The organism is Klebsiella sp. BIGb0138 (genome assembly GCF_004342285.1).
Classification (GTDB): domain Bacteria; phylum Pseudomonadota; class Gammaproteobacteria; order Enterobacterales; family Enterobacteriaceae; genus Klebsiella.
Genome location: NZ_SMCV01000001.1, coordinates 150632 through 176444 on the forward strand (window position 1 = coordinate 150632; position 25813 = coordinate 176444).

At 57.3% G+C, this 25813-nt stretch carries 25 protein-coding genes; 9 read left to right on the top strand and 16 right to left on the bottom strand.

All coding sequences use genetic code 11. The annotated features are described in order from the left end of the window. Nucleotides 1-114: 114 nt before the first annotated feature. Nucleotides 115-1434: a murein DD-endopeptidase MepM gene (gene mepM / locus EDF73_RS00715; protein WP_132724738.1), complete on the bottom strand. Its 1320-nt coding sequence runs from the start codon at nt 1432-1434 to the stop codon at nt 115-117. Nucleotides 1435-1449: 15 nt separating this feature from the next. Continuing rightward, nucleotides 1450-2394, bottom strand: coding sequence for a zinc ABC transporter substrate-binding protein ZnuA (gene znuA, locus EDF73_RS00720; protein ID WP_132724740.1), 945 nt, complete (start codon nt 2392-2394; stop codon nt 1450-1452). Between the two features lie 78 nt (nt 2395-2472). Here znuA and znuC point away from each other — a divergent pair, with 78 nt between their 5' ends. Together znuC and znuB are read left to right on the top strand one after the other, a co-directional pair. Beyond that, nucleotides 2473-3225 (top strand): zinc ABC transporter ATP-binding protein ZnuC, encoded by a 753-nt coding sequence (znuC, locus tag EDF73_RS00725; protein WP_132724742.1) that lies wholly within the window; start codon nt 2473-2475, stop codon nt 3223-3225. Beyond that, a complete protein-coding gene (gene znuB / locus EDF73_RS00730; RefSeq protein WP_132724744.1) occupies nt 3225-4010 on the top strand; it encodes a zinc ABC transporter permease subunit ZnuB in 786 nt (261 codons plus the stop codon). The genes znuC and znuB overlap by 1 nt, the downstream gene beginning before the upstream one ends. 63 nt (nt 4011-4073) lie before the next feature. Here znuB and ruvB read toward each other — a convergent pair whose 3' ends face one another. The 6 genes from ruvB to aspS form a co-directional block, all read right to left on the bottom strand. Next, a complete protein-coding gene (ruvB, locus tag EDF73_RS00735; protein ID WP_132724746.1) occupies nt 4074-5084 on the bottom strand; it encodes a Holliday junction branch migration DNA helicase RuvB in 1011 nt (336 codons plus the stop codon). A gap of 8 nt (nt 5085-5092) precedes the next feature. Further along, nucleotides 5093-5704: a Holliday junction branch migration protein RuvA gene (gene ruvA / locus EDF73_RS00740; protein WP_132724748.1), complete on the bottom strand. Its 612-nt coding sequence runs from the start codon at nt 5702-5704 to the stop codon at nt 5093-5095. Between the two features lie 79 nt (nt 5705-5783). After that, nucleotides 5784-6305: a crossover junction endodeoxyribonuclease RuvC gene (gene ruvC, locus EDF73_RS00745; protein WP_132724750.1), complete on the bottom strand. Its 522-nt coding sequence runs from the start codon at nt 6303-6305 to the stop codon at nt 5784-5786. Between the two features lie 142 nt (nt 6306-6447). Continuing rightward, nucleotides 6448-7188: a YebC/PmpR family DNA-binding transcriptional regulator gene (locus tag EDF73_RS00750; RefSeq protein ID WP_132724752.1), complete on the bottom strand. Its 741-nt coding sequence runs from the start codon at nt 7186-7188 to the stop codon at nt 6448-6450. A 60-nt stretch (nt 7189-7248) separates the two neighbouring features. Continuing rightward, nucleotides 7249-7692: a dihydroneopterin triphosphate diphosphatase gene (nudB, locus tag EDF73_RS00755; RefSeq protein WP_132724754.1), complete on the bottom strand. Its 444-nt coding sequence runs from the start codon at nt 7690-7692 to the stop codon at nt 7249-7251. A 1-nt stretch (nt 7693) separates the two neighbouring features. Then, nucleotides 7694-9481 carry an aspartate--tRNA ligase gene (aspS, locus tag EDF73_RS00760; RefSeq protein WP_132724756.1) on the bottom strand — a complete coding sequence of 596 codons (1788 nt, stop codon included), beginning with the start codon at nt 9479-9481 and terminating at the stop codon, nt 7694-7696. Nucleotides 9482-9749: 268 nt separating this feature from the next. On the opposite strand from aspS, the gene EDF73_RS00765 reads away from it, so the two are divergent. The 5 genes from EDF73_RS00765 to cmoB are packed head-to-tail and all read left to right on the top strand — an operon-like array spanning nt 9750 to nt 13373. Next, on the top strand, nt 9750-10316 hold the full coding sequence (locus tag EDF73_RS00765) for a hydrolase (RefSeq protein WP_132724758.1): 567 nt from the start codon (nt 9750-9752) through the stop codon (nt 10314-10316). Next, nucleotides 10313-11131 (top strand): DUF72 domain-containing protein, encoded by an 819-nt coding sequence (locus EDF73_RS00770; RefSeq protein WP_132724760.1) that lies wholly within the window; start codon nt 10313-10315, stop codon nt 11129-11131. The genes EDF73_RS00765 and EDF73_RS00770 overlap by 4 nt, the downstream gene beginning before the upstream one ends. Before the next feature lie 53 nt (nt 11132-11184). Further along, a complete protein-coding gene (locus tag EDF73_RS00775; RefSeq protein ID WP_132724762.1) occupies nt 11185-11580 on the top strand; it encodes an MAPEG family protein in 396 nt (131 codons plus the stop codon). A gap of 39 nt (nt 11581-11619) precedes the next feature. Then, nucleotides 11620-12363, top strand: a complete 744-nt coding sequence (cmoA, locus tag EDF73_RS00780) for a carboxy-S-adenosyl-L-methionine synthase CmoA (protein WP_132724764.1) — start codon at nt 11620-11622, stop codon at nt 12361-12363. After that, nucleotides 12360-13373, top strand: coding sequence for a tRNA 5-methoxyuridine(34)/uridine 5-oxyacetic acid(34) synthase CmoB (gene cmoB / locus EDF73_RS00785; RefSeq protein ID WP_132724766.1), 1014 nt, complete (start codon nt 12360-12362; stop codon nt 13371-13373). The genes cmoA and cmoB overlap by 4 nt, the downstream gene beginning before the upstream one ends. Nucleotides 13374-13461: 88 nt before the next feature. Here the strand turns inward: cmoB and cutC are convergent, their stop codons facing one another. Together cutC and EDF73_RS00795 are read right to left on the bottom strand one after the other, a co-directional pair. Then, nucleotides 13462-14205 carry a copper homeostasis protein CutC gene (cutC, locus tag EDF73_RS00790; RefSeq protein WP_132724768.1) on the bottom strand — a complete coding sequence of 248 codons (744 nt, stop codon included), beginning with the start codon at nt 14203-14205 and terminating at the stop codon, nt 13462-13464. A 76-nt stretch (nt 14206-14281) separates the two neighbouring features. Next, nucleotides 14282-14851, bottom strand: coding sequence for a VOC family protein (locus tag EDF73_RS00795; RefSeq protein ID WP_132724770.1), 570 nt, complete (start codon nt 14849-14851; stop codon nt 14282-14284). A 230-nt stretch (nt 14852-15081) separates the two neighbouring features. Here EDF73_RS00795 and argS point away from each other — a divergent pair, with 230 nt between their 5' ends. Then, nucleotides 15082-16815: an arginine--tRNA ligase gene (gene argS, locus EDF73_RS00800; RefSeq protein WP_132724772.1), complete on the top strand. Its 1734-nt coding sequence runs from the start codon at nt 15082-15084 to the stop codon at nt 16813-16815. Nucleotides 16816-17209: 394 nt separating this feature from the next. On the opposite strand, the gene EDF73_RS00805 is transcribed toward argS, so the two are convergent. Continuing rightward, on the bottom strand, nt 17210-18349 hold the full coding sequence (locus EDF73_RS00805; protein WP_132724774.1) for a glycoside hydrolase family 105 protein: 1140 nt from the start codon (nt 18347-18349) through the stop codon (nt 17210-17212). Nucleotides 18350-18353: 4 nt separating this feature from the next. Continuing rightward, nucleotides 18354-19937 (bottom strand): MFS transporter, encoded by a 1584-nt coding sequence (locus EDF73_RS00810; protein ID WP_132724776.1) that lies wholly within the window; start codon nt 19935-19937, stop codon nt 18354-18356. Nucleotides 19938-20445: 508 nt separating this feature from the next. Here EDF73_RS00810 and uspC point away from each other — a divergent pair. After that, nucleotides 20446-20874 (top strand): universal stress protein UspC, encoded by a 429-nt coding sequence (gene uspC / locus EDF73_RS00815; RefSeq protein ID WP_132724778.1) that lies wholly within the window; start codon nt 20446-20448, stop codon nt 20872-20874. 26 nt (nt 20875-20900) lie between these two features. On the opposite strand, the gene otsA is transcribed toward uspC, so the two are convergent. The 4 genes from otsA to araG form a co-directional block, all read right to left on the bottom strand. After that, a complete protein-coding gene (gene otsA / locus EDF73_RS00820) occupies nt 20901-22325 on the bottom strand; it encodes an alpha,alpha-trehalose-phosphate synthase (RefSeq protein ID WP_132724780.1) in 1425 nt (474 codons plus the stop codon). Beyond that, nucleotides 22300-23103 carry a trehalose-phosphatase gene (gene otsB / locus EDF73_RS00825; protein ID WP_132724782.1) on the bottom strand — a complete coding sequence of 268 codons (804 nt, stop codon included), beginning with the start codon at nt 23101-23103 and terminating at the stop codon, nt 22300-22302. Before otsB ends, otsA begins: the two co-directional genes overlap by 26 nt. A 160-nt stretch (nt 23104-23263) precedes the next feature. Further along, the gene (gene araH / locus EDF73_RS00830) at nt 23264-24244 is read right to left on the bottom strand and encodes an L-arabinose ABC transporter permease AraH (RefSeq protein WP_132726222.1); all 981 of its coding nucleotides are present in this window, start codon (nt 24242-24244) and stop codon (nt 23264-23266) included. A gap of 14 nt (nt 24245-24258) precedes the next feature. After that, a complete protein-coding gene (araG, locus tag EDF73_RS00835; RefSeq protein ID WP_132724784.1) occupies nt 24259-25773 on the bottom strand; it encodes an L-arabinose ABC transporter ATP-binding protein AraG in 1515 nt (504 codons plus the stop codon). Nucleotides 25774-25813 lie beyond the last annotated feature (40 nt).

Here is a 25813-nt window from a genome sequence, read left to right on the forward strand (position 1 = left end):
GCAGCCACGCTCGCCGTAACCCGAATCAGTTTGGGCATAGTTTAGCGACACGCGGCAGAACCTACAAAAGAAAAAGCCGGCGCGTCAGGCGGACCGGCTTGCATTGGTGATGGGTTAGTCGAACCGCAGCTGCGGGATGACTTCTTTTACCTGCGCCAGATAATCGGTGCGATCGGAACCGCTCAACCCTTCGGTACGCGGCAGTTTCGCCGTCAGCGGGTTGACCGCCTGCTGGTTAATCCACACTTCATAGTGCAGGTGCGGCCCGGTAGAACGGCCGGTATTGCCAGACAGCGCAATACGGTCGCCGCGTTTCACTTTCTGCCCCGGTTTCACCAGCAGCTTACGCAGATGCATGTAGCGGGTGGTATAGGTGCGGCCGTGACGAACGGCGACATAATACCCCGCCGCGCCGCTGCGCTTGGCAACCACCACTTCGCCATCACCGACGGAAAGGACCGGAGTCCCCTGCGGCATGGCAAAATCCACGCCACGGTGCGGCGCGATACGCCCGGTCACCGGATTCAGACGTCGTGGGTTAAAGTTCGACGAGACGCGGAACTGACGCGCCGTCGGGAAGCGCAGGAAGCCCTTCGCCAGACCGGTACCGTTGCGGTCGTAGAACTTGCCATCTTCGGCGCGAATCGCGTAGTAATCCTTGCCATCGGAACGTAAACGCACGCCCAACAGCTGGCTCTGCTCACGCTTACCGTCAAGCATTTCGCGTGACATCAGCACTGAGAACTCGTCGCCTTTCTTCAGCTTGCGGAAGTCCATCTGCCACTGCATCGCCTTGATCACCGCACTGACTTCGTTACTGGTCAGGCCGGCGGCGCGCGCGCTGGCGACGAAGCTGGCGCCAACGGTGCCGTTCAGCACGCTATTGACCCAATCCCCTTTCTGCAGCTCGCTGCTCATCTTAAAGCCATTGGCCACCCGGTCGTAGGTACGGGTTTCGCGACGAGACATTTCCCAGGTCAGGCTCTGCAGATCGCCATCCGCCGTGAGCGTCCACGACAGCTGTTGACCAATTTTCAGGTTACGCAATTCTTTATCGGCGGAAGAGAGCTGAGCGATATCGCCCATATCAATGCCGTACTGGTTGAGGATGCTGCTCAGGGTATCGCCGGTAGACACCACGTATTCATGGCCGCCTGAATCGCTATCCCCTTTCTCATCCAGTTCATCCTGGGGAATCGCTTCTTCTTCCTGCGGCGCCTGATCGATAGGCTCGGAGGCTTCCGGCAGCAGAGAACGAATTTCGCTTTTTTCCAGCTCGATGGTTCTGACGATAGGGGCGGATTCCGGGTGGTAGATGTAGGGTCGCCAGACGGCGACCGCTAATGTCAGAACGCTCAGCGACCCCAGCATAACGCGATGAGGTCGTGGCAGATTGTTAAATGCCTGAGTGACAGCGCGGGCTATCTGTTGCACGTATTCACTTCCTCGTTAATCTCCTTTCAGGCAGCTCGAATACTGTTTCGCCAGTTGGTTGAGGAACTGCGGGTAACTTTCTTTACCCAGCTTAATTCCAATGCCAAGTGGGTCCAGGGTTCCCATGCGCACGGAGGTGCCTCTGGCAACAGCTTCTATGACGGCTGGCCTGAACTGTGGCTCAGCAAAAACGCAGGTCGCTTTTTGCTCAACCAACTGTGTTCTGATTTCGTGTAAACGCTGCGCACCAGGCTGTATTTCAGGGTTAACGGTGAAATGACCAAGCGATGTCAGACCGTAGTGTTTTTCAAAGTAGCCATAGGCATCATGAAAAACGAAATACCCTTTCCCGTTCAGCGGTGCGAGCTCGTTACTCACCTGCTTATCGGTTGAGGCTAAGTTTGCCTCAAATTCTTTCAGGTTTGCGTCAAGTTTGGCTCGACTCTGCGGCATAAGTTCCAATAATTTATCGTGGATTGCAACCGCCGAAAGCCGCGCTATCTCTGGGGATAACCACAGATGCATGTTGTAGATACCGTGATGGTGATCGTGGTCACTATTTTCACCTGCGCCGTGGTGATGATCGTCGTCGTCGTCGTCGTCGTCCGCCCCTTTCATCAGCAACGGTTTCACGCCGGCAAGCTCGGCAATCGTCACCTTTTTATTCGGCGCAATGCTTTGCGTTGACTTATCCATAAACGCCTCCATCTCTGGACCAATCCAGACCACTAAGTCTGCGTTCTGTAAGCGTTTTACATCAGAAGGCCGCAATGAATAATCATGCTCTGAGGCGCCGTCCGGCAGGAGAACCTGGGTATCGGTGACGCCGTCGGCGATAGCAGAAGCGATAAAGCCTAACGGTTTCATTGAGGTAACAACGGCGGCGTTAGCCGCAGAGGTTTGAGTGAACAAAAAAACGGCGCCAAGTCCAGCGCAAAGAAGCGTATTTTTATGTAACATAATGCGTCTAGTCATCGTAATGAATGAGAAAGATGTGATATTATAACATTCACTAGCTTGTGCAACCCCTAATTTGACATGACAAATCTTGTAACTCTGGAAAACGTCTCGGTCGCCTTCGGCCAAAGACGCGTGTTGTCTGACATTTCGCTGACGCTAAAGCCCGGCAAAATTTTGACTCTACTCGGCCCCAACGGCGCGGGTAAATCGACGCTTGTGCGGGTCGTTCTCGGACTGGTAGCACCGACTGACGGTGTTATCAAGCGCGAGAGCAACCTGCGAATTGGTTACGTCCCGCAAAAACTCCACCTCGATGCCACGATGCCGCTTACCGTCAACCGGTTTATGCGTTTACGTCCCGGCACCCATAAACGGGATATTCTGCCGGCGCTGAAGCGCGTCCAGGCCGGGCATCTGATCGATGCGCCGATGCAGAAGCTCTCCGGTGGCGAGACCCAACGCGTACTGCTAGCCCGCGCCCTGCTGAACCAACCGCAGCTGCTGGTGCTTGATGAGCCGACCCAGGGCGTCGATGTCAACGGTCAGGTTGCGCTGTACGATCTGATCAACCAGCTGCGCCAGGAGCTTGATTGCTCGGTGCTGATGGTGTCGCACGACCTGCATCTGGTGATGGCGAAAACCGATGAGGTTCTGTGCCTGAATCAGCATATTTGCTGTTCCGGTACGCCGGAAGTGGTCTCGCTGCATCCGCAGTTCATCTCGATGTTCGGCCAGCGCGGTGCGGAACAGCTGGGTATTTATCGTCACCATCATAATCACCGCCATGACCTGCAGGGGCGGATTGTACTGCGTCGGGGAAATGAGCGCTGATGATTGAATTACTGTTACCCGGCTGGCTGGCCGGGATGATGCTTGCCTGTGCGGCAGGCCCGCTGGGATCGTTTGTCGTCTGGCGGCGGATGTCTTATTTCGGCGATACGCTGGCCCATGCCTCTTTGCTTGGCGTCGCTTTCGGCCTGCTGCTGAACGTTAATCCGTTTTATGCGGTGATCGCGGTGACGCTGCTGCTGGCCGGCGGCCTGGTGTGGCTCGAAAAACGCCCGCATCTGGCGCTGGATACCCTGCTGGGGATCATGGCGCACAGCGCGCTGTCGCTCGGTCTGGTGGTGGTCAGCCTGATGTCGAATATTCGCGTCGACCTGATGGCCTACCTGTTTGGCGATCTGCTGGCGGTTACCCCGCAGGACCTGATCTCTATCGCCATCGGCGTGGTGATTGTGCTGGCGATCTTACTCTGGCAGTGGCGGAACCTGCTGTCGATGACCATCAGCCCTGACCTCGCCTTTGTCGATGGCGTAAAGCTGCAGCGGGTGAAATTACTGCTGATGCTGGTGACCGCGCTGACCATCGGCGTGGCGATGAAGTTCGTCGGCGCGCTGATCATTACTTCGCTACTGATCATTCCCGCCGCAACGGCTCGCCGCTTCGCGCGCACGCCGGAGCAGATGGCCGCGGTCGCGGTCGGCGTCGGTATCGTGGCGGTAACGGGGGGGTTGACCCTCTCGGCGTTTTACGATACGCCGGCCGGGCCGTCGGTGGTCCTCTGCGCTGCGCTGCTGTTTATCTTCAGCATGATGAAGAAATCCGCCGCCTGAGTTATCATTCCCCCGGTCGCGCGATGCAGAGCGGGGGAACGGTCTGTGATCCGGGAATGACGGCTACGGCATGGCCGGCGGCGTGATACCAAAGTGATTCCAGGCGCGCACCGTCGCCATCCGGCCACGCGGCGTTCGCTGCAAAAAGCCTTGCTGAATCAGGTACGGCTCCAGCACATCCTCAATGGTTTCCCGCTCTTCGCCGATCGCCGCCGCCAGGTTATCCAGGCCCACCGGTCCGCCGAAGAACTTATCAATCACCGCCAGCAGAAGTTTGCGGTCCATATAATCGAACCCCTCCGCATCAACGTTGAGCATGTCCAGCGCCTGAGCGGCGATGTCCAGCGATATGGTGCCATCATGGCGTACCTCGGCAAAGTCACGCACCCGGCGCAGCAGGCGGTTGGCGATACGCGGCGTGCCACGCGCCCGGCGCGCCACTTCCAGCGCCCCTTCTTCGCTCATTTCCAGCCCCATAAAGCGGGCGCTGCGGCTGACGATATGCTGCAGGTCTGGGACCTGGTAAAACTCCAGCCGCTGTACGATGCCAAAACGGTCACGCAGCGGCGAGGTTAACGACCCCGCGCGCGTGGTGGCGCCAATCAGAGTAAACGGCGGCAGGTCGATTTTTATCGAGCGCGCCGCCGGCCCTTCGCCGATCATGATATCCAACTGATAATCTTCCATCGCCGGATACAGCACCTCTTCCACCACCGGGGAAAGTCGGTGTATTTCGTCGATAAACAGCACGTCGTGGGGTTCGAGGTTGGTCAACATGGCGGCCAGATCGCCCGCCTTCTCCAGCACCGGGCCGGAGGTCGTGCGCAGGTTAACGCCCATTTCATTGGCGACAATATTCGCCAGCGTGGTTTTCCCAAGCCCCGGAGGACCAAAGATCAGCAGGTGATCGAGCGCATCCCCGCGCAGCTTTGCCGCCTGGATAAAAATCTCCATTTGCGAACGCACCTGCGGTTGACCGACATACTCTGCCAGTAATTTGGGGCGGATTGCGCGATCGGCCGACTCTTCAAACCCGGTGCTGTCTGCTGAAACCAGCCTGTCTGCTTCAATCATCCCTTACCTCACAACGCGGCGCGAAGCGCTTCACGAATTAGCATTTCACTGTTGGCGTCCGGACGGGCGATTTTACTCACCATTCGGCTGGCCTCCTGAGGTTTATAGCCCAGCGCCACCAGCGCGGCAACCGCTTCCTGTTCGGCATCGTCATCGGACGGGCCGGCCGGCGAGGTCAGCACCAGATCGGCCGCCGGAGTAAACAGGTCTCCGTGCAGACCTTTGAAACGGTCTTTCATTTCAACGATCAGCCGCTCAGCGGTTTTTTTGCCGATACCCGGCAGTTTCACCAGTGCGGCAAGCTCCTCGCGCTCAACGGCATTGACAAACTGCTGCGCCGACATCCCGGAGAGGATCGCCAGCGCCAGCTTTGGCCCGACGCCGTTGGTTTTAATCAGCTCTTTGAACAGGGTGCGCTCCTGCTTGTTATTAAAGCCATACAGCAACTGCGCATCTTCGCGAACGACAAAATGGGTGAAAACGACGGCTTCATGGCCCACATCCGGCAGTTCATAAAAACAGGTCATCGGCATATGTACTTCATAGCCCACGCCTCCCGTTTCCAGTAATACGAGCGGAGGTTGTTTTTCGAGAACGATGCCTCTGAGTCTGCCTATCACATGGAGCTCCTGCGTTAAGGGCGAAAGTATCTGCGGTATCATAAAAAAAGGCTGGATGAATATCCAGCCTGATTTGAGGTTATCGTAAGCGTCCGCGCGCCAGGTTGAGCCGCGTCTCGCCGATCTGCGCCGCGTTCTGACTGATGTGGCAGTGGGTGATGGCGATAGCCAGCGCATCCGCCGCATCCGCCTGCGGATTGGCCGGGAGTTTAAGCAACGTGCGCACCATGTGCTGCACCTGGCTTTTCTCCGCGCTGCCGATACCGACCACGGTTTGCTTCACCTGCCTGGCGGCATACTCAAAGACCGGCAGATCCTGATTGGTCGCCGCCACAATCGCCACCCCGCGCGCCTGCCCCAGCTTCAGCGCTGAGTCGGCGTTTTTCGCCATAAATACCTGTTCGATGGCGAAATAATCGGGCTGGAACTGGGTAATGATTTCCGTCACCCCGGCGTAAATCAGCTTAAGGCGCGACGGCAGATCGTCAACCTTAGTGCGAATACAACCGCTGCCAAGGTAGCTCAACTGCCGTCCGACCTGACGAATAACGCCGTAACCGGTAATGCGTGACCCCGGGTCAATACCGAGAATAATCGCCATCACGCCCCTCCGGTTAACGATAAGCGCTGCCCTGAAGATTTCAGCTCACCGGCAGGCCGCCACTCAGAGAATCCCCGGCCGCGTGAAGCAACAACGCAACCGGGACGAGCTACGGCACCTGCGGGCTGAAAAATAACGGGGATCACAGCGTTGCTGCGACCTCATCAGAGATCTCACCGTTATGATACACTTCCTGTACGTCGTCGCAGTCTTCCAGCATATCGATCAAACGCAGCAGTTTCGGTGCGGTTTCCGCATCCATATCCGCTTTGGTCGAGGGGATCATGGAGACTTCCGCCGCATCGGCCTTCAGACCGGCCGCTTCCAGCGCATCGCGTACCGCGCCCATATCTTCCCACGCGGTATAAACGTCAATCGCGCCGTCGTCATAGGCCACCACGTCTTCGGCACCGGCTTCCAGCGCCGCTTCCATAATCACGTCTTCATCGCCAGCTTCAAAAGAGATCACCCCTTTCTTGCTGAACAGATAGGCCACAGAACCATCGGTACCGAGGTTGCCGCCGGTTTTGCTGAAGGCGTGACGCACTTCGGCAACGGTACGGTTGCGGTTGTCACTCAGGCACTCAACCATCACCGCGGTGCCGCCAGGGCCGTAACCTTCATAAATGATGGTTTCCATGTTCGCGTCTTCGTCGCCGCCGACGCCACGGGCGATAGCGCGGTTCAGGGTGTCGCGGGTCATGTTGTTGGACAGCGCTTTATCGACTGCCGCACGCAGACGCGGGTTGGAGGCGACATCGCCGCCGCCCAGACGCGCAGCGGTAACCAGCTCACGAATGATTTTAGTAAAGATTTTACCGCGCTTGGCATCCTGTGCCGCTTTGCGGTGTTTGGTGTTGGCCCATTTACTATGACCTGCCATAAAAAACTCTCCAAAAATGCCTTCTTCCCGCAGCCTTCTGTGTGCAAAGGCCGGGGAATACTAGTCGGCGTTAATTACAAATTCTTCAATCGCCTGCCGGTTGCTCCACGACTTGGTTAACGCGGCGGCTTCCGCCGCATTCACCCAGCGGTAATCCAGATGCTCGGTAAAGACAATCTGGCGTTCTTGAGGAAGCGCAAGACAGAACCAAAATTCCGTATTGCGCTCTACGCCCGGCGCATAGCGATGACGTAAATGAGAAAATATCTCGAACTCCACCGTGCGCTGACAGTCGATTAAGGCCAGCTGCTCGCGAGCAACATCAATGGCGACCTCTTCCTTTACTTCACGCGCGGCGGCTTGCGCTGCGGTTTCCCCCGCTTCCAGGCTGCCGGTTACCGACTGCCAGAAAGCAGGATCATCGCGTCGCTGCAACATCAGCACCCGCTTCGTATCTTCGGCATAGATCACTACCAGAACGGAAACGGGAAGCTTGAATGACATCTTACTTATTCTCCGGAGACTCTTTTGTCTCCTTCGCCACAACCTGAATACCTAATTCGCCCAGCGATGCCGGATTGGCAAAGCTCGGCGCTTCGGTCATCAGACAGGCCGCCGCGGTGGTTTTCGGGAAGGCGATAACATCACGGATGTTATCGGTACCGGTCAGCAGCATGGTCAGACGGTCAAGACCGAAGGCCAGACCGGCGTGCGGCGGCGTACCGTATTTCAGCGCATCCAGCAGGAAGCCGAATTTTTCACGCTGTTCTTGTTCGTTGATGCCCAGGATGCCGAATACCGTCTGCTGCATATCGCCATTGTGGATACGCACGGAACCGCCGCCCACTTCATAGCCATTGATAACCATATCGTAGGCGTTAGCAATCGCCGTTTCCGGCGCGGCTTGCAGCTCGTCGGCTGTCATATCGCGCGGCGCGGTAAACGGGTGGTGCATCGCGGTCAGGCCGCCTTCGCCATCGTCTTCAAACATCGGAAAGTCGATAACCCACAGCGGCGCCCATTTGGCTTCGTCAGTCAGGCCCAGGTCTTTACCCAGTTTCAGACGCAGCGCGCCCAGCGCATCGGCAACCACTTTCTTGTTGTCGGCACCGAAGAAAATCATGTCGCCGTCCTGCGCGCCGGTGCGCTCAAGGATCGCTTCGACGATTTCCGCGTTGAGGAATTTCGCCACCGGGCTGGTGATGCCTTCGAGGCCCTGCGCGCGCTCGTTGACTTTCATATAGGCCAGGCCTTTCGCGCCGTAGATCTGTACGAACTTGCCGTACTCATCGATCTGCTTACGGGTCAACGCAGCGCCGCCGGGAACGCGCAGCGCGGCCACGCGGCCTTTCGCATCGTTCGCCGGGCCGGAGAAGACCGCGAATTCTACCGCGTTCACCAGATCGGCAATATCGACCAGCTCCATCGGGTTACGCAGATCCGGTTTATCAGAACCGTAGCGGCGTTCGGCTTCCGCAAAGGTCATGACCGGGAACTTGCCGAGGTCGACGCCCTTCACATCCAGCCACAGTTTGTGGACCAGCTCTTCCATCACTTCGCGCACCTGCGGTGCGGTCATAAAGGAGGTCTCCACATCGATCTGGGTGAATTCCGGCTGACGGTCAGCGCGCAGGTCTTCGTCACGGAAGCATTTGACGATCTGATAGTAACGGTCGAAGCCGGACATCATCAGCAGCTGTTTGAACAGCTGAGGAGACTGCGGCAGCGCGTAGAATTTACCTTTATGGACGCGGCTTGGCACCAGATAGTCACGGGCGCCTTCCGGGGTCGCTTTGGTCAGCATCGGGGTTTCGATATCAAGGAAACCGTGCTCGTCCATAAAGCGACGCACGAAGCTGGTGATTTTGGCGCGAGTTTTCAGGCGCTGGGCCATTTCCGGCCGACGCAGGTCCAGATAACGGTATTTCAGTCGTGCTTCTTCGGTGTTGACGTGATTGGAGTCCAGCGGCAGCGCCTCTGCACGGTTGATGATGGTCAGATCGGACGCCAGTACTTCGATGTCGCCGGTGGCCATGTCGCTGTTGACGTTTTTCTCGTCGCGCGCGCGTACGGTACCGGTGACCTGAATGCAGAACTCATTGCGCAGTTCGGAAGCCAGCTTTAACGCCTGGGCACGATCCGGATCGAAAAACACCTGCACGATGCCTTCGCGGTCACGCATATCGATGAAGATAAGGCTACCAAGATCACGACGACGGTTGACCCAACCACACAGAGTCACCTGCTGCCCCACGTGGGACAGACGTAGCTGTCCGCAATATTCTGTACGCATGAGATATCCCTTAACTTAGCCGCAGGCGGTTTGTTGCCTGCTTCGCAGGCGACGGAGTCGCAGCTTTAGCTGAATGTCACAACTGAATGAAAAAAGGCGGTCATTATAATAGAATTTCCGCCGCACGATAAGCCCGATGCAGTTTGTCCGTTGCTTTGCTGTACGCTTATTGCCTGTGCTCACAAAAATTAACAAAAATTGATACCTATGAGCACGATTGGCAACGGTATTGTAACGGCCAAACCACTGAACAAGATACGGGGATACCATGTTAGAACTCAATGCGAAAAAAACAGCGCTGGTGGTCATTGACCTGCAGGAAGGCATTTTGCCCTTCGCCGGCGGCCCACACCGCGCCGGTGACGTCGTGACGCGCGCCGCCCGTCTGGCGGAAAAATGTCGCCAGCAGGGTTCACCTGTCGTCATGGTCCGCGTCGGCTGGTCCGCTGATTTCGCCGAAGCGCTGAAGCAACCGGTTGACGCCCAGGCCGGCGCGCACGCCCTGCCGGACAACTGGTGGACCTATCCGCAGACGTTAGGCAAACAGGACGGCGATATTGAGGTCACCAAACGCCAGTGGGGCGCCTTCTATGGTACCGACCTCGAGCTGCAGCTGCGCCGCCGCGGCATCGACACCATTATCCTCTGCGGGATTTCCACCAATATCGGCGTCGAATCCACCGCGCGTAACGCCTGGGAGCTCGGCTTTAATCTGGTGATCGCCGAAGATGCCTGCAGCGCGGCCTCTGCCGAACAGCACCAGGGCAGTATGACGCATATTTTCCCGCGCATCGCCCGCGTGCGCAGCACCGAGGACGTTCTCGCCGCCTTATGATTTATATCGGGCTTCCGCAATGGTCGCACCCCAAATGGGTGCGCCTGGGTATCACCAGCCTTGAAGAGTATGCTCGCCACTTTAACTGCGTGGAGGGCAACACCACCCTTTATGCGTTACCCAGGGACGAAATCGTCAGCCGCTGGTATGAACAAACCCACGACGACTTCCGCTTCTGCTTTAAATTTCCGGCGACCATTTCCCACCAGGCGGCGCTGCGTCATTGTGATGATTTAAGCCGCGAATTTTTTACCCGCATGGCGCCGCTGGAAAGCCGGATTGGCCAGTACTGGTTACAGCTGCCGGCCAGCTTTGGCCCCGCTGACCTTCCCGCCCTGTGGCAGTTCCTCGATACCTTACCGGCCGGTTTTACCTATGGCGTCGAGGTGCGGCATCCGGAATTTTTCGCCAAAGGAGAAGCCGAGCAGGCGCTCAACCGCGGCCTGCATCAGCGTAACGTCAACCGCGCCATCCTCGATAGTCGCCCCGTCCATAGCGCCATCGCGCGCACGCCGGCGATGCTCGACGCCCAGCGCAAAAAGCCCAAACTGCCGGTGCACGCGGTAGTCACCGCCAGCAATCCGCTGGTGCGCTTTATCGGCAGCGATGACATGGTGCAGAATCAGCAGCTGTTTGGCATCTGGCTGCAGACGCTCGCCAGATGGTGCCAGACCACCACCCCTTATCTGTTTCTCCACACGCCGGATATCGCCCAGGCCCCGGAGCTGGTGAACACCCTGTGGGCGGAGATACGTGCGGTATTGCCAGAGGTCGGAGCTGCGCCGTCAATTCCGCAGCAAAGCTCTCTTTTCTGATATCCTGCTATGATAGTCGGAGCCATCTGACAGAATAAAAGGGAGTTTTTTGTATGGTCAGCGCGCTGTACGCGGTTTTAGGTGCGTTATTGTTAATTAAGTTTTCGTTCGATGTCGTTCGCCTGCGCACGCAGTATCACGTTGGGTATGGCGACGGCGGTTTTAGCGAGCTGCAGGTGGCGATTCGCGTGCATGGCAACGCCGTTGAATATGTGCCCATTGGCATTATTCTGCTGCTGTTTATGGAAATGAACGGCGCCCAGAACTGGATGGTGCACGTCTGCGGCATTTTACTGATTGCCGGACGGCTGATGCATTCTTATGGTTTTCACCACCGGCTGTATAGCTGGCGCCGCTCGGGGATGAGCGCCACCTGGTGTTCCCTGTTGCTGATGGTGCTGGCTAATCTGTGGTATATGCCCTGGGAGTTGGTTTTCTCCTTACATTAGCGCACAATACGCCGTTTTCGTTTTTTCGGGTTTAACGTTATGTCTCACCGCGATACGCTTTTTTCCGCGCCGATTGCCAGTCTCGGCGACTGGACCTTTGATGAACGGGTTGCTGAAGTCTTCCCGGATATGATCCAGCGCTCTGTTCCCGGCTATTCCAATATTATTTCTATGATCGGCATGCTGGCCGAACGATTCGTCCAGCCAGAGACTCAGGTCTACGATCTCGGCTGTTCGCTCGGAGCGGCAACGCTCTCCATCCGGCGTAATATTGCTCATCCCGGCTGCAAAATTGTGGCGGTGGATAACTCCCCGGCCATGGTCGAACGCTGTCGTCGTCATATTGATGCCTACAAAGCGCCCACGCCGGTCGAGGTTGTGGAAGGCGACATTCGCGATATCACCATTGAGAATGCCTCGCTGGTGGTGCTGAATTTCACCATCCAGTTTCTTGCCCCCGCTGAACGCCAGGCGATCCTCGATAAAGTATACCAGGGGCTGAATCCCGGCGGCGCGCTGGTCCTGTCGGAGAAATTCAGCTTCGAAGATGCCGAGGTTGGCGAACTGCTGTTCAACATGCATCACGACTTTAAGCGCGCCAACGGCTACAGCGAACTGGAAATCAGCCAGAAGCGCAGCATGCTGGAAAACGTCATGCTGACCGACACGGTTGAGACCCATAAGGCGCGCCTGCGCCAGGCCGGTTTTGCACATGCCGAACTGTGGTTCCAGTGCTTTAACTTTGGTTCGCTGGTGGCGGTGAAATCCGGGGAAAAAGGATGATCGATTTCAGCAATTTCTATCAGCGAATTGCCAAAAGCCCGCTATCCCACTGGCTGGAAACGCTGCCTGCCCAGGTGGCCGCCTGGCAACGAGAGGCCCTGCACGGCAAGTTCCGTGAATGGGAGCGGGCGGTTGAGTTTCTGCCCGAGCTGGCGCCGCATCGGCTGGATCTGCTGCACAGCGTAACCGCCGAAGCCGAAACGCCGTTGAGCGAAGGTCATCGCCTGCGCGTTGAGAACCTGCTCAAAAACCTGATGCCATGGCGCAAAGGCCCCTACTCGCTTTACGGCGTGGATATCGATACCGAATGGCGTTCGGACTGGAAATGGGATCGCGTCTTGCCGCACCTTTCCGACCTGAGCGGACGGACGATCCTCGACGTCGGCTGCGGGAGCGGTTACCACATGTGGCGGATGATCGGCGCTGGCGCGCAGCTGGCGGTGGGGATTGACCCGACACAGCTGTTTTTATGCCAGTTTGAAGCAGTGCGTAAGCTGCTGGGCAACGATCAGCGCGCGCATCTGCTGCCGTTAGGCATTGAGCAACTGCCGGCGCTGAATGCCTTTGATACCGTATTTTCGATGGGCGTACTGTACCATCGCCGTTCTCCGCTCGACCATTTATGGCAGTTAAAAGATCAGTTAGTTGAAGGCGGCGAGCTGGTTCTGGAAACGCTGGTGATTGAAGGGGATGAAAACACCGTTCTGGTGCCGGGCGACCGCTACGCGCAAATGCGTAACGTTTACTTTATCCCTTCGGCCGCGGCGTTGAAAATGTGGCTGGAGAAGTGCGGTTTTGTCGATGTCCGCATCGTGGATGTCGGCGTCACCACGACCGAAGAGCAGCGCCGCACCGGGTGGATGACCACCGAATCGCTGGCGGACTTCCTCGACCCTGCCGACAGCAGCAAAACCCTTGAAGGCTACCCGGCTCCGCAGCGCGCGGTCATTATTGCGACCAGACCGGAAACCCAGCAGTCGCTGGCGAAAAAAGCGGCGCAACGGAAATAAAGGCGAAAAAAAGACCCCTGTTGAAATGGCAGGGGCCTGGTACGGGCAATCATCATATTGGGCGACATGATGTGCGGCAAAAAATGGTTTAACCTCTCTGCGCAGAAATGATTTGCCTCATTTCTGCGACCGCTACGCCGTTAACGGCATAACGCGAATATTCATCTGCGTCGGCATCGGCCGACATCGACAGGCCAGAATGGCGAAACCGCATCGGCGAAGGGACCCATTGCCCGGCCGAGCTATGCACCTCTTTTACGCCTGCCTGGAGAAACTGCGCCAGGTTAGCCGCTCTTACCCCTGCGCCAGCCATAATGATTGGAGTATCGCCCAGGGCAATAAGTTCCGTAATTAATGAAAGACCTTTTTCTGCCGACGCCTGTTGGCCCGATGTCAGGATCCGCGCAACGCCTAAATCGGCCAGCGCGTGATAAGCCCGACGGGGATCCGCACACATATCAAACGCCCGGTGGAACGTCACCGCCAGGGGACCCGCCGCCGCCATAACGTTACCCATGCGGGGGATATCCACCTGACCGTCGGCATCGAGGATGCCGATCGCCACGCCGGGAAAACCCAGCTCTCTGACCATGGCGACATCGTCAAGCATCGCCGCAAACTCGCCTCCGGTATAGCAAAAATCGCCGCCACGCGGCCGAATAATCGGATGAACCGGGATGGTCACCGTTTCCCGGACCGTTTTCAATACGCCCAGCGATGGGGTTAAGCCACCTTCCCGCGGCGCGGCACACAGCTCAATTCGGTCGGCGCCGCGGCGCTGCGCCTCTTGCGCGCACTCCATGCTATAACAGCAAACTTCCAGTAACGTCATTTCCTTCTCCCTTCACTGCGCTGGCGACACAGCATGTCATGATTTATGGCTACAGAAACCGCGCCGCTTCACACTGTTACGCATCCGCTTGTTCACTGGCGACAATTTGCTCAATCGACCACGGATGAAACTTGACGGTGACGCTGCCGTCCGTCACCGCCAGCGTCGGATTCGGCAGGCGTTCGCGTTCCCCTTTCGGCGAGCTGGTTTTGACAAAAATGCCCGGCTGGCTCAGGCCATCATCGGAAAGTAACGCCAGCGCCCGCGCGTTCAGCGAATCCGGCTCGCCCGGCAAGACGATTTCAACATGCTCCCACCCCTCGTGCGGGTAACGCTTCTCCCCCGGCCACGGCAGCTCAACCACCTGAAAGCGCCAGTGGGCAACGCAGATCGGTTCATCAAGTTTAAACAGACAGATAGGACGCCCGTTGATCGTATTTTCCGACAGCAGCGTACCGCACCGTTCGAAGCCGCGGCGCCAGCGCTCCGCCGTGGTATTCTGGTGGCAACGCAATGAAATATGGTCCGCCGCAAGCGGCGCGATATCCAGCCCCAGCCGGTTGGCCAGGCCGTTCAACGCGGCGCTAAAGCGCGGCAGGTCCGCGGAAATATCGTCAAGTTCATCAATTTGCTGCCAGTTCGCCATTCGTAACCTCAATCCACGCCAAAGAGCGTTAATTTATCGCGTTTCCCGGCGGCGACCAACCGGGAATCCTCTCCGGCGTCCGCTGAGTGGCTATTGATTAAGCGTGCCGCCCGCCAACGCGCGCGCGGTGCTGACGCATGAGCGCAAATGCAGTATACTCCCGGCCTAATTTGTCCACATTCCGGCGCCGCCCCGTAGGGGTTATCGCGCCTTAAAAGTAAGGTATTCCGGTGAATATTCAGGCTCTTCTCTCAGAAAAAGTCAGCCAGGCCCTGATCGCGGCAGGCGCCCCTGCCGATTGCGAACCTCAGGTCCGCCAGTCAGCAAAAATCCAGTTCGGCGACTATCAGGCCAACGGCGTGATGGCAGTGGCGAAAAAACTGGGTATGGCGCCACGACAACTCGCAGAGCAGGTGCTGTCTCATCTCGACCTGAACGGGATCGCCAACAAGGTCGAAATCGCCGGGCCTGGCTTTATCAATATTTTCCTCGATCCGGCCTTTTTAGCGGACAGCGTCAACAGCGCGCTGACCTCAGAGCGTCTGGGCGTCGCCCAACCGGAGCCACAGACGGTGGTTATCGATTACTCGGCCCCGAACGTGGCGAAAGAGATGCACGTCGGCCACCTGCGTTCCACGATTATCGGTGATGCCGCGGTGCGTACCCTCGAGTTCCTCGGGCATAACGTCATCCGCGCCAACCACGTCGGCGACTGGGGTACCCAGTTCGGCATGCTGATCGCCTGGCTGGAAAAACAGCAGCAGGAAAACGCCGGCGAGATGGCGCTGTCTGACCTCGAAGGCTTCTACCGCGATGCCAAAAAGCATTATGACGAAGATGAAGTCTTTGCCGAGCGCGCCCGTAACTACGTGGTGAAACTACAGGGCGGCGATGCTTACTTCCTCGAGATGTGGCGCAAGCTGGTCGACATCACCATGACCCAAAACCAGATCACCTACGATCGTCTGAACGTCACCCTGACCCGCGATGATGTGATGGGTGAAAGCCTGTACAACCCGATGCTGCCGGGCATCGTCGCCGACCTGAAAGCCAAAGGTCTGGCCGTCGAGAGCGAAGGCGCGACCGTGGTGTTCCTTGATGAATACAAAAATAAGGAAGGCGAACCGATGGGCGTCATCATCCAGAAAAAGGATGGCGGCTACCTCTACACCACCACCGATATCGCCTGTGCGAAATATCGTTATGAAACCCTGCACGCTGACCGGGTGCTCTACTACATCGATTCCCGTCAGCACCAGCACCTGATGCAGGCGTGGACGATCGTGCGTAAAGCCGGCTACGTGCCGGAGTCGGTACCGCTGGAACACCACATGTTCGGCATGATGCTGGGTAAAGACGGCAAGCCGTTTAAAACCCGTGCGGGCGGTACCGTGAAGCTCGCCGACCTGCTGGACGAAGCGCTGGAGCGCGCGCGCCGTCTGGTAGCCGAGAAGAACCCGGATATGCCTGCCGATGAGCTGGAGAAGCTGGCCAATGCGGTGGGTATCGGCGCGGTGAAATATGCCGACCTGTCGAAAAACCGCACCACCGACTATGTCTTCGACTGGGACAACATGCTGGCGTTTGAAGGCAACACCGCGCCGTATATGCAGTATGCCTATACCCGCGTGCTGTCCGTGTTCCGTAAAGCGGACGTCGACGAAAACGCGCTGGCCGCGGCGCCGGTTATCATTAGCGAAGCGCGTGAAGCGCAGCTGGCCGCGCGCCTGCTGCAGTTTGAAGAGACCCTGACCGTGGTTGCCCGTGAAGGCACGCCGCATGTAATGTGCGCTTACCTCTACGATCTGGCCGGTCTGTTCTCCAGCTTCTACGAGCACTGCCCGATCATCACCGCCGACAGCGAAAGCGCGCGCAACAGCCGCCTGAAACTGGCGCAGCTGACCGCGAAAACGCTGAAGCTGGGTCTGGATACGCTGGGCATTGAGACCGTTGAACGTATGTAATCGCGATGCAGACATAAAAAACCCGGCGCTGTTTGCCTGATGCCGAGCGTTTAAGGATGCATTGCCCGCTCCTGTGGCGATATAAGAATCCGTAATCTCACCGTGATTACGGATTTTTTTATGCTGTTCAGCCGGGTTATCAACCTCTCTGGCCGGCGACCCCGTAGCTGACGTCGCCGTTAAGCAGGAGATTTCTTTTTTACACGGGTTTGGGCACAGGAGGTGTGTGGCTCGTTCTGTGGAATATTCCGCTGGAATGTTCTGTGCACGGTGAATCCGTTTTTTTTCTCCTCCTCCGCGGCGGACGAACGGCACGGGGGCGTTTCGCCCGCCCCCGTGGCCCCCGGCAAGGCGCTGAAAACTGCCGCGGCGCGGCTTGCCAGGTTTTTTATTATCAGAAATATTTCCGCAGATACTCCGTGAGGCACAGAATCGCCATCGCCTGGCCGTACGGCATTGAGGTCAACGGAATATCACGATAGAAATCGAGAGTCGACCCCATCCCGGTACCAAACGACGTTTGCCGCAGCTCGCCCTGCGCAGAGATATGGCTCACAATCCCGCGAATGGCCTTCTCCGCGATGCCGGCATATTCCCGACTGACGTAGCGCTTACGCACCGCTTTCAGGATGCCGTAGGCGAACCCGGCCGTCGCCGAGGCTTCAGGATAAGAGTGCGGATCGTCCAGCAGCGTATGCCACAGGCCGCTGTCGTCCTGACATTTCGCCAGCGCGGCAATTTGGGCGGTCAGAACCTGGATCAGATAGCGCCTGACGGCGCTGTGTTCCGGGAGATCGACCAGTTCGAGGAAGTCCGGAATCACCATCGTCAACCAGCTATTACCGCGTGCCCAGCGCGCGCGGGCGAAGTTATGCTGGCCGTCATAGCTCCAGCCGTGGAACCACAGCCCGGTCTCACGATCCATCAGGTTCTGTACGTGGAGTAAGAACTGATAGGTGGCTTCTTCCACATACTGCGGCCGATCGAGCAATTTACCGATTTTCGCCAACGGCAGCACGGTCATCATCAAGGTATCGTCCCACATCTGCTGATGATTTTCCTCCGCCAGGGTGATGTGCTGCATCCCGCCGTGATCGGTGCGCGGCATCTCATACATCGCCCACTCCGCCCAGCTGTCGAGCCAGGGTAAGTACTCCTGCCTGCCCGTCTCTTCGTAGCGGTAGGCCAACGTTAAAAAGGGCGCCATGGTATTGACGTTTTTGGTCGTGGCGCCTTCGGCAAAGCGCTCGGCAAACCAGTCGTCGATAATATCGCGCATTGCGACATCCCCGGTCTGCTGGTAATACTGATGAATGCCGTACAGACCCACGCCATGGGTCCATTCCCAACCGGCCCACCCTTTGGTATCAATCACCCGCCCGTCGTCCAGCCGCAGCAGAAACGTCCCCTCTTCATCCCGGATATTGACCAGGCTATGGGTCACTTTTTGGATCAGCGCCTGCAGCTCATGACGGGCGATAAAATGCTCCGGCTGACGCAGTAGCGGGCTATGTTTGACAGGCCAAACCTTCATATCTTTAACCTCTGTTATATGTCGAATTCAATTCAGCGCCCTGCTTGAGCGATGGCGCAGCAGGTTTATTACGATTCAGATAACCAATATTGTTATTTCCCCACAGAGAGGCGTACGGCATCCCGGCCAGCATCTCGACTATCGCACGGTCTTCGGCGCGCGCCAGCTCCGGCTGGGGACGACCTGACTGGCGCATTTTCTGCGTTTCGGCCCGCAGCACGCTATGCGTCGCGAGGTTGAGCTTAAAGCGCAGGGAGACGAGGAAGCCGCAGGCCAGCACCAGCAGCGTACCCACGCTGAGGATCAATAAAATGGTGTGGCTGACTTCATAGGGCTGGGTCTTCTGCCCGGAGACAAAGCCGGACAGCTGCATAATGATCCCCACCAACATCACCGCCCCCGCCTGCGAGGCTTTACGCGTCAGCGTCATGATGCCGGCGAAAATGCCCTCGCGGCGCTGCCCGGTAATAACCTCATCGACATCAGCGATGTAGGTGTAGGTGTTCCACGGCACGTAGTTAATCCCACCGCGCCCCAGGCCGGCAATGGCGGAGACCAGCAGCAGTAGCGAGTAGATGTCGCTCAGGCCGGCATAGTAGAGCATCGCATATGACAGAGAGCTCAAGCCGAACAACACCACCACCATGCGATAAGACGGCGCCGGGCCAAAGCGAATGCACAGCGGAATCATGGCGATCACCGCAATAAACTGGAAGATGGCCATCGTACCCAGCAGGTTGGAGGCCATCGAGGCTTCCTGCATCAGCACAAAGACCACGTAGTAGGTGAAGACGGCGTTGAAGACGTCCTGGGCGATATAGCCGCCGAGGTACATGCCTAAATGCTGACGGAAAATCTTAATCCGCAGCGTCGAACTCAGCTCAATAAACAGGCGGTTAAGGCTCTGAGCCAGCGAGAGGTTACGCTTCTCTTCTTCGGCACGCAGCGCCGCCTCCGACCACGCTTCACGCGGCCGTTCCCAGGTAAAGCACCAGACGAAGGTCAGCATTAGCGCACACAGTACCGAGAACACCAGGCTGGCGTAAAAGAAGGAGATGGCGTTGTCCTTGCCAAAGTGGCTCAGCAGAACGCCCGGCAGGAACGATGCCAGAATGGCCGACATCTGCGCCATGGAAATGCGCGCTCCGGAAAATTTCGTTTTCTGCTTAAAATCGTCGGTCATTTCCGGTACCAGCGTTTCGTATGGCACCAGAATCATGGTGTAGACGATATCAAACAGCAGATAGGTCAGCAGGTAGTACCAGAATCCCATGTCGCCAACCCACATGATCGAGTAGCTAAACACACAGGGAATACCTAACAGAATAAAGAACTTGCGTCGGCCAAAGCGTTTGCCCAGCCAGGTGGTGCCAAAGTTATCCGTCAGAAAGCCCATCAGCGGACTAATCACCGCATCCAGTACCCTCGCCGTCGCGAAGATTAACGTCGCTTCGATAGGCGTCAGACCACAAAACGTTGTATAAAAATAGAGTAACCATGCCGCGGTGAGTGCTGTGGTCCCCGCGCCCAGAAAATCGCCCGATCCATAGGCAAGGTAGTTAGCCAAACCGATTTTACGTGTTTTCATCGCCGTAAATCCTGTGTCTTTTGGAGAGAACTCCGACAATCTTTCTGGCTTAGAGCCTTTCCCGGTAGGCGACATTATTGCAGACGGTTCGGACACCGACAGCGCGAAACAACCGGCGATACGCCAGGTACATGAGGATGATTCGCGTCGTTCACCCGGAGCCGAACCGGCCAATAAAATAGCCTGATGGGTGAGGTTCTTAGCCAAAAGGGAGTTGGTACATGGCTACAGTAAAAGCATGGGGAGAGGGTTACCTTTTCATTTTTGCCAGCCCGCCCTCACCCATGGCAAAAATACAAAGAGTCAGCAGACGGGCTTCACCTATTTATAAAACAGCATTTCTTTTATAGCAAAACCGAAGACCATAACCGAGGACCAATGACCAGAAACGTGATTTATTACCCACGGATTGCGTGCTTTTGGCGCATGGCGAATAGACCTTGCGGGAGAATGGAAATCGGAGTAAAGAAAGTAAGAGGGGTTATTTTGCGTATCTTAAGGAGGCTTGATGCCCTACTCACATCTGTTAGTTGCCGTTGCGCCCACGCCGGAAAGCCGCATACTGATCGCGAAGGCGGTCTCCATCGCCCGCCCGCTGGCGGCCAAAGTCAGCCTGATCACCCTGGCGACCGATCCGGAGTTGTATAATCACTTCGCCGCACCGATGCTGGAAAATCTGCGGGATTTAATGCACGAAGAAACCCGCGATTTTCTCGCGGGACTGGCCGCAGAGGCCGGTTATCCGATCGGCAACCTCACGATCGCCAGCGGTGAGCTGTGTCACCATATCAAAGACTTTTGCCAGCAGCATCATGTCGACCTGGTCATTTGTGGCAACCACAATCAGAGCCTGTTTTCCCGCGCGACCTGCTCGGCGAAAAGTATCGTCGGCAGCAGCGGCGTGGATGTATTGCTGGTATCGCTGGAAAAAGGCTAACGCCGCAGCGTTAGCCTTAACCATGGTCAGGCAAGTTTAGGGAAAGTGGCGACTTTTCGTCGCAGCCGGCTCTCCTCGCTTCTCGGCTCAACCTGCTTTAGGTCGGTAATAAACCTTTCCTGCCAGTGGTGGATATCATTTTCCTTAATCACCGCCAGCATCGCCGAATGGCGCGCGATACGCTCCGCCAGCGGCATGGTCAGGCCGCGATCCAGCGCGGCTGCGACTTCATCACGATCGTAGGGATTGACGATAAGCGCGCTGGTCAGCTCATTCGCCGCGCCGGCAAACTGCGACAGTACCAGTACCCCTGGATTCTGCGGGTCCTGCGCGGCAACAAACTCTTTCGCCACCAGGTTCATGCCGTCGCGCAGCGGCGTCACTAAGCCGACGTCGGAATAGCGGAAGATTTTCATCAACAGCTTGCGTTCAAAATGTTGATTCAGATAGTAAAGCGGCGTCCAGCCCAGCTGGCCGTATTGGCCATTGATTCTGCCGCTGGCCGTTTCCAGCTGGTGGCGAATATCCTGGTAGGCCTGCACCTCGCCGCGCGATGTCGGCGCAATCTGCGTATAGCGAATCTTCCCGTGGTGCTGCGGATAGTTCTCCAGCAGGGCCTCATAGGCCAGAAAGCGCTCCGGGAGACCTTTGGAATAATCCAGCCGCTCAACGGAAAAGATATTTTGCACGCTCTTAAGCTCGCTTTTCAGCTGGGCAAGTTTTGGCGGCAGCGGTCCCTTCGCGCTTCGCGCAATCTCCTCAGGATCGATACCTATTGGGTAGACCTCGGTGCGGAAATGTTTCCCCCAGGCTTCATGGCTCTTGCCGCCCCGGGTCACCAGCCGGGTCTGCAACGAAATACAGTCAAGAAACGCCAACCGATCGTTCTCGGTCTGGAAACCCAGCAGGTCGTAGTCGCAGAGCTGTTCCAGTAATTCGGCATGCGGGGGCAGCGCGTTAAAAATTTCTGGCGTCGGGAAAGGAATGTGTAAAAAGAAGCCAATCCGATTGTTTACCCCCTGCTTGCGCAGTTCACTGGCAAACGGCAGCAGGTGATAGTCATGAACCCATAGCATATCGTCGGCTTCCACCAGCGGTAGCAGCTTCTGCGCCAGGTTCGCATTGACCCGCAGATAGCCCTCCCAGGCCGGGCGCTGAAAATCCACGAGGTCCAGGCGATAGTGGAACGCCGGCCACAGTACCGCGTTGGAAAACTGGTTGTAGTACTCGTCATGATCCTGTTCGTTGAGGGTAAACGACGCCCAGGTGATATTGCCGCGCGTCACTTTATTCAGCGGCTTCTGGTCATCGCCGATTTCCCCGCTCCAGCCAAACCATAATCCTCCGGCGGCCTTCAGCGCGCCTAAAATTCCCACTGCCAGGCCACCCGCACTGGCCTTTTTATCATCCGGTGGCGCAATGCGATTAGATATTACGACTAAGCGCCCCATAGCCATTCCTCCTGTCGTTTTGCGCATCTGATAGTTGCTCATTATTTACGATGCTGTTTAGCCAATGGTGAACGGCCGCCACATCCGGCAGACGCCACTGCGCCTGGGTGTCGCCGTCCCCTACTTTTACCGACATGCCGCCCAGTTGATTCACCACGCCAAAGCCGGCTTCATCCGTCAAATCATCGCCCACGAAGACCGGTTCGCGCCCCTGAAAGGGCGCTTCCCGCATAAAAGTGGCAATGGCCTCTCCTTTATTGACTCCGCGTGGCTTGATCTCCACCACGCATTTGCCAGGCTGGAGCGCCAGAATGGGATAACGTTGGACCAGCCGTTGCGCCAGCGACAGCGCGGCATCCCGGTGCTGCGGCGCCTGGCGATAATGCAGCGCAAACGCCATCCCCTTGTGTTCCAGTTCACAGCCCGGCAGCGCGTCCAGCGCGGCGGTCAACTGCTCATCCAGCGCGTTGAGCAGCGCTTCCGGCAGTGTGACAATGTGCGTTTTACCATTGATATCGCGGCGTTCTGCCCCGTGAACACCGGCCAGCGGCAGCCGGTAAGGACGGGAAAGCTCATCAAGCTCCACCATTGAGCGCCCTGAAATCAATGCCACCGCCCCATCCTGTTGCTGCGCGAGCTGCCGCAGCGCCTGAAGCGCGTTCACCGGGATAACAACCTGATCGGGATGAGGTTTGATATCGGCAAGAGTACCGTCGAGGTCAAAGAAAAATGCATGATGTCCGGTTGGCACAGGCGGTACAGATATCTGGTCAGCCACCCTGTTCTCCTCCTTTCATGGTCAGCGTTACGCTGGTTGTTAACTAATTGTTAGCCATGTAAGTATAGACAGTGTGACCGAGCTCGCCATTTTTGATAGTTGTCGCCAGCGCAACGGGCGCTGGCGACATTCCAGGATTAAACTGAAAGGTTGGAGGTCATTAAACCGCACGTTTGGCTTTTTGCTTGTAGCGATCGAAGATCACCGCCGCCAGCAAAATCACGCCGCGGACCACATATTGCGAGAACGGCGAAATGTTAAGCAGGTTCATCGCGTTCTCGACGGTGCCAAGGATCAGGATCCCGGCCACCACGTAGGAGATTTTACCGATCCCGCCTTTCAACGATACGCCGCCCAGCACGCAGGCCGAAATAACGATCAATTCATAGCCTATTGAAGTCATCGGCTGGCCGCTGGTCATTCGCGATGCCAGAATAATCCCCGCCGCCGCGGAGACCAGCCCGGAAAGCACGAAAATAATAATTTTGGTGCGGACGACCGGCACTCCCGCCAGACGGGCCGCCTCTTCATTCCCGCCTATCGCCAGGGTGTTGCGGCCAAAGGTGGTTTTATTGAGCAGCAGGCCAAACACGATCAGGCAGGCGACGGTCAGCCAGATCGGCGCCGGCAGGCCGAACCAGTTGGCGTAGCCTAAGGTGAAGAAGCGCTCATCTTCGATGCCCACCGCTTTACCATCGGAGATAATATAGGCCAGCCCGCGTACGATCTGCATCGTCGCCAGGGTGGTGATCAGGGCGTTAATTTTCAGCCGGGCAATCACGAAGCCGTTCACCAGCCCGCTGATCGCCCCCAGCAGCAGACCGGCGGCGATTCCCGTCCACAGGCTTTCCGTCAGATTGATCACGACGGCGGTGGTCACGCCGGCACAGGCGATGACCGAGGCTACCGAGAGGTCAAAATCGCCGGACGCCAGGCAAAACAGCATGCCGCAGGCCACCATACCGGACATCGAAATCGCCAGACCCAGCCCTTTCATATTGATGAATGAGGCAAAGTTCGGCACAAAAATAACGCAGCCGATAAACAGCACGGCAAAGACCACTAACATGCCAAACTGATCCCAGATACGGGCAAAGCTGAAGGCAGGTCGGCGGGTAGTTGAGGTGGTAACAGAGGACATCATAAGCTCCTTACTCAGGCGACCGCCTGGCTCACTTTTGGCATCGCAAGGCTTAACGCCTGCTGTTCATTGGCAGCTTCATGCAGCAGTTCACCCGCCACTTCCCCCTCGCGCATCACCACGATTCGATCCGCCACGCCGAGCACTTCAGGTAAATCGCTGGAGGCGAAAACGACGGCGACGCCGGAGGCCGCCAGAGCATAGATCACGTGATAAATCTCATGCTTCGCCCCAACGTCAATTCCGCGGGTCGGCTCATCGAGCAGAATCACTTTCATCTCTTCCGACAGCCAGCGCCCGAGAATCGCTTTCTGCTGGTTGCCGCCGGAGAGGTTGACGATCGGCTGCTCAGGCCCCGGGGTCTTAATATTGAGGGATTGAATATGCCGGTCGGCGTTCTGCGCTTCCCAGCCGTTATTAATGATGCAGCCGGCGTAAATATGCCGGCGTCGCGCGCTGATATTGATATTGTCGCGCACCGAGTGGACCGGAATAATCCCCTCCGCCTTGCGATCCTCCGGGCACAGCATCATGCCGGCCGCAATGGCCTGCGCCGGTTTACGGATATCGATAGCCTGACCATCGATATACACCTGCCCGCCGGTGATCCGGGTGCCGCCAAATAATCCTTTCATCAGTTCGCTGCGACCGGCCCCCACCAGCCCAAAGAGGCCGACAATTTCTCCGCTGCGCACCGACAGGCTCACCGGCGCGCGCACGCCCGGCGCTTTCACCTGCTCCAGACGCAAACGCTCCGGGCCATATTCACGCGGTTGCCAGCCGTAGATATCGCCCAGCTCACGGCCCACCATCGCCTGCACCAGCGCATCATGGCTGACGATTTGCCTATCAGTGAAGGTGCGTACGTAGCGGCCATCTTTGAATACGGTGATCGCATCGCTTAAGGCAAAGATCTCTTCCATACGGTGAGAGACATAAATAATGACGCGCCCTTCCTGACGGAGCTCGCGAATAACCCGAAACAGGTTGTCGATTTCGCGGGCCGATAGGGAACTGGTGGGTTCATCAAAAGCGATCACCCTGGCGTTGCGGGTCAGCGCCTTGGCAATCTCCACCATTTGCCACTGGCCGATAGAGAGATATTTCAACGGCGTTTCCGGGTCGATATCCAGCCCCAGATGTTCCAGCTGCAGGCGCGCTTTATCGTTGAGCAGCGATCGGTTAACCACGCCGTATTTATGCGGGATCTGACCAAGATAGATATTCTCCGCCACGGTCATCTCCGGAATCAGGTGCAGCTCCTGATAAATAATCGCCACTCCGGCGTTGAGCGCCTCGGCGGCATTGGCAAACGCCCGCAGCTGCCCGCCAATCAACAGATTACCGGCGGTCGGAATGTAGTTGCCGCTGAGAATTTTCAGCAGCGTGGATTTCCCGGCGCCGTTTTCTCCCATCAGGGCGTGAATCTGTCCGCTATAGCAGTCAAAACTAATATCGGACAGCGCTTTAACGCCGGGAAAAGTCATGGTGATACCGCGAAATGAGAGATAAGGGGTAGACTGTTGCATAACGACTCCGCTCTTCTACGCTTTGCCTCCCGCCGCCGGC

What these genes read in the sequence shown, in the direction of transcription:
- EDF73_RS00775 (WP_132724762.1), top strand. Translation starts at nt 11,185, where the DNA reads ATGGTCAGCGCGCTGTACGCGGTTTTAGGTGCGTTATTGTTAATTAAG.
- nudB (WP_132724754.1), bottom strand. Translation starts at nt 7,692, where the DNA reads ATGTCATTCAAGCTTCCCGTTTCCGTTCTGGTAGTGATCTATGCCGAA.
- EDF73_RS00795 (WP_132724770.1), bottom strand. Translation starts at nt 14,851, where the DNA reads ATGGCGAACTGGCAGCAAATTGATGAACTTGACGATATTTCCGCGGAC.
- EDF73_RS00770 (WP_132724760.1), top strand. Translation starts at nt 10,313, where the DNA reads ATGATTTATATCGGGCTTCCGCAATGGTCGCACCCCAAATGGGTGCGC.
- uspC (WP_132724778.1), top strand. Translation starts at nt 20,446, where the DNA reads ATGCCCTACTCACATCTGTTAGTTGCCGTTGCGCCCACGCCGGAAAGC.
- ruvC (WP_132724750.1), bottom strand. Translation starts at nt 6,305, where the DNA reads ATGGCGATTATTCTCGGTATTGACCCGGGGTCACGCATTACCGGTTAC.
- EDF73_RS00805 (WP_132724774.1), bottom strand. Translation starts at nt 18,349, where the DNA reads ATGAAGGTTTGGCCTGTCAAACATAGCCCGCTACTGCGTCAGCCGGAG.
- znuA (WP_132724740.1), bottom strand. Translation starts at nt 2,394, where the DNA reads ATGTTACATAAAAATACGCTTCTTTGCGCTGGACTTGGCGCCGTTTTT.
- znuC (WP_132724742.1), top strand. Translation starts at nt 2,473, where the DNA reads ATGACAAATCTTGTAACTCTGGAAAACGTCTCGGTCGCCTTCGGCCAA.
- otsA (WP_132724780.1), bottom strand. Translation starts at nt 22,325, where the DNA reads ATGGGGCGCTTAGTCGTAATATCTAATCGCATTGCGCCACCGGATGAT.
- cmoB (WP_132724766.1), top strand. Translation starts at nt 12,360, where the DNA reads ATGATCGATTTCAGCAATTTCTATCAGCGAATTGCCAAAAGCCCGCTA.
- EDF73_RS00765 (WP_132724758.1), top strand. Translation starts at nt 9,750, where the DNA reads ATGTTAGAACTCAATGCGAAAAAAACAGCGCTGGTGGTCATTGACCTG.
- EDF73_RS00810 (WP_132724776.1), bottom strand. Translation starts at nt 19,937, where the DNA reads ATGAAAACACGTAAAATCGGTTTGGCTAACTACCTTGCCTATGGATCG.
- araH (WP_132726222.1), bottom strand. Translation starts at nt 24,244, where the DNA reads ATGTCCTCTGTTACCACCTCAACTACCCGCCGACCTGCCTTCAGCTTT.
- aspS (WP_132724756.1), bottom strand. Translation starts at nt 9,481, where the DNA reads ATGCGTACAGAATATTGCGGACAGCTACGTCTGTCCCACGTGGGGCAG.
- cutC (WP_132724768.1), bottom strand. Translation starts at nt 14,205, where the DNA reads ATGACGTTACTGGAAGTTTGCTGTTATAGCATGGAGTGCGCGCAAGAG.
- EDF73_RS00750 (WP_132724752.1), bottom strand. Translation starts at nt 7,188, where the DNA reads ATGGCAGGTCATAGTAAATGGGCCAACACCAAACACCGCAAAGCGGCA.
- araG (WP_132724784.1), bottom strand. Translation starts at nt 25,773, where the DNA reads ATGCAACAGTCTACCCCTTATCTCTCATTTCGCGGTATCACCATGACT.
- znuB (WP_132724744.1), top strand. Translation starts at nt 3,225, where the DNA reads ATGATTGAATTACTGTTACCCGGCTGGCTGGCCGGGATGATGCTTGCC.
- ruvB (WP_132724746.1), bottom strand. Translation starts at nt 5,084, where the DNA reads ATGATTGAAGCAGACAGGCTGGTTTCAGCAGACAGCACCGGGTTTGAA.
- cmoA (WP_132724764.1), top strand. Translation starts at nt 11,620, where the DNA reads ATGTCTCACCGCGATACGCTTTTTTCCGCGCCGATTGCCAGTCTCGGC.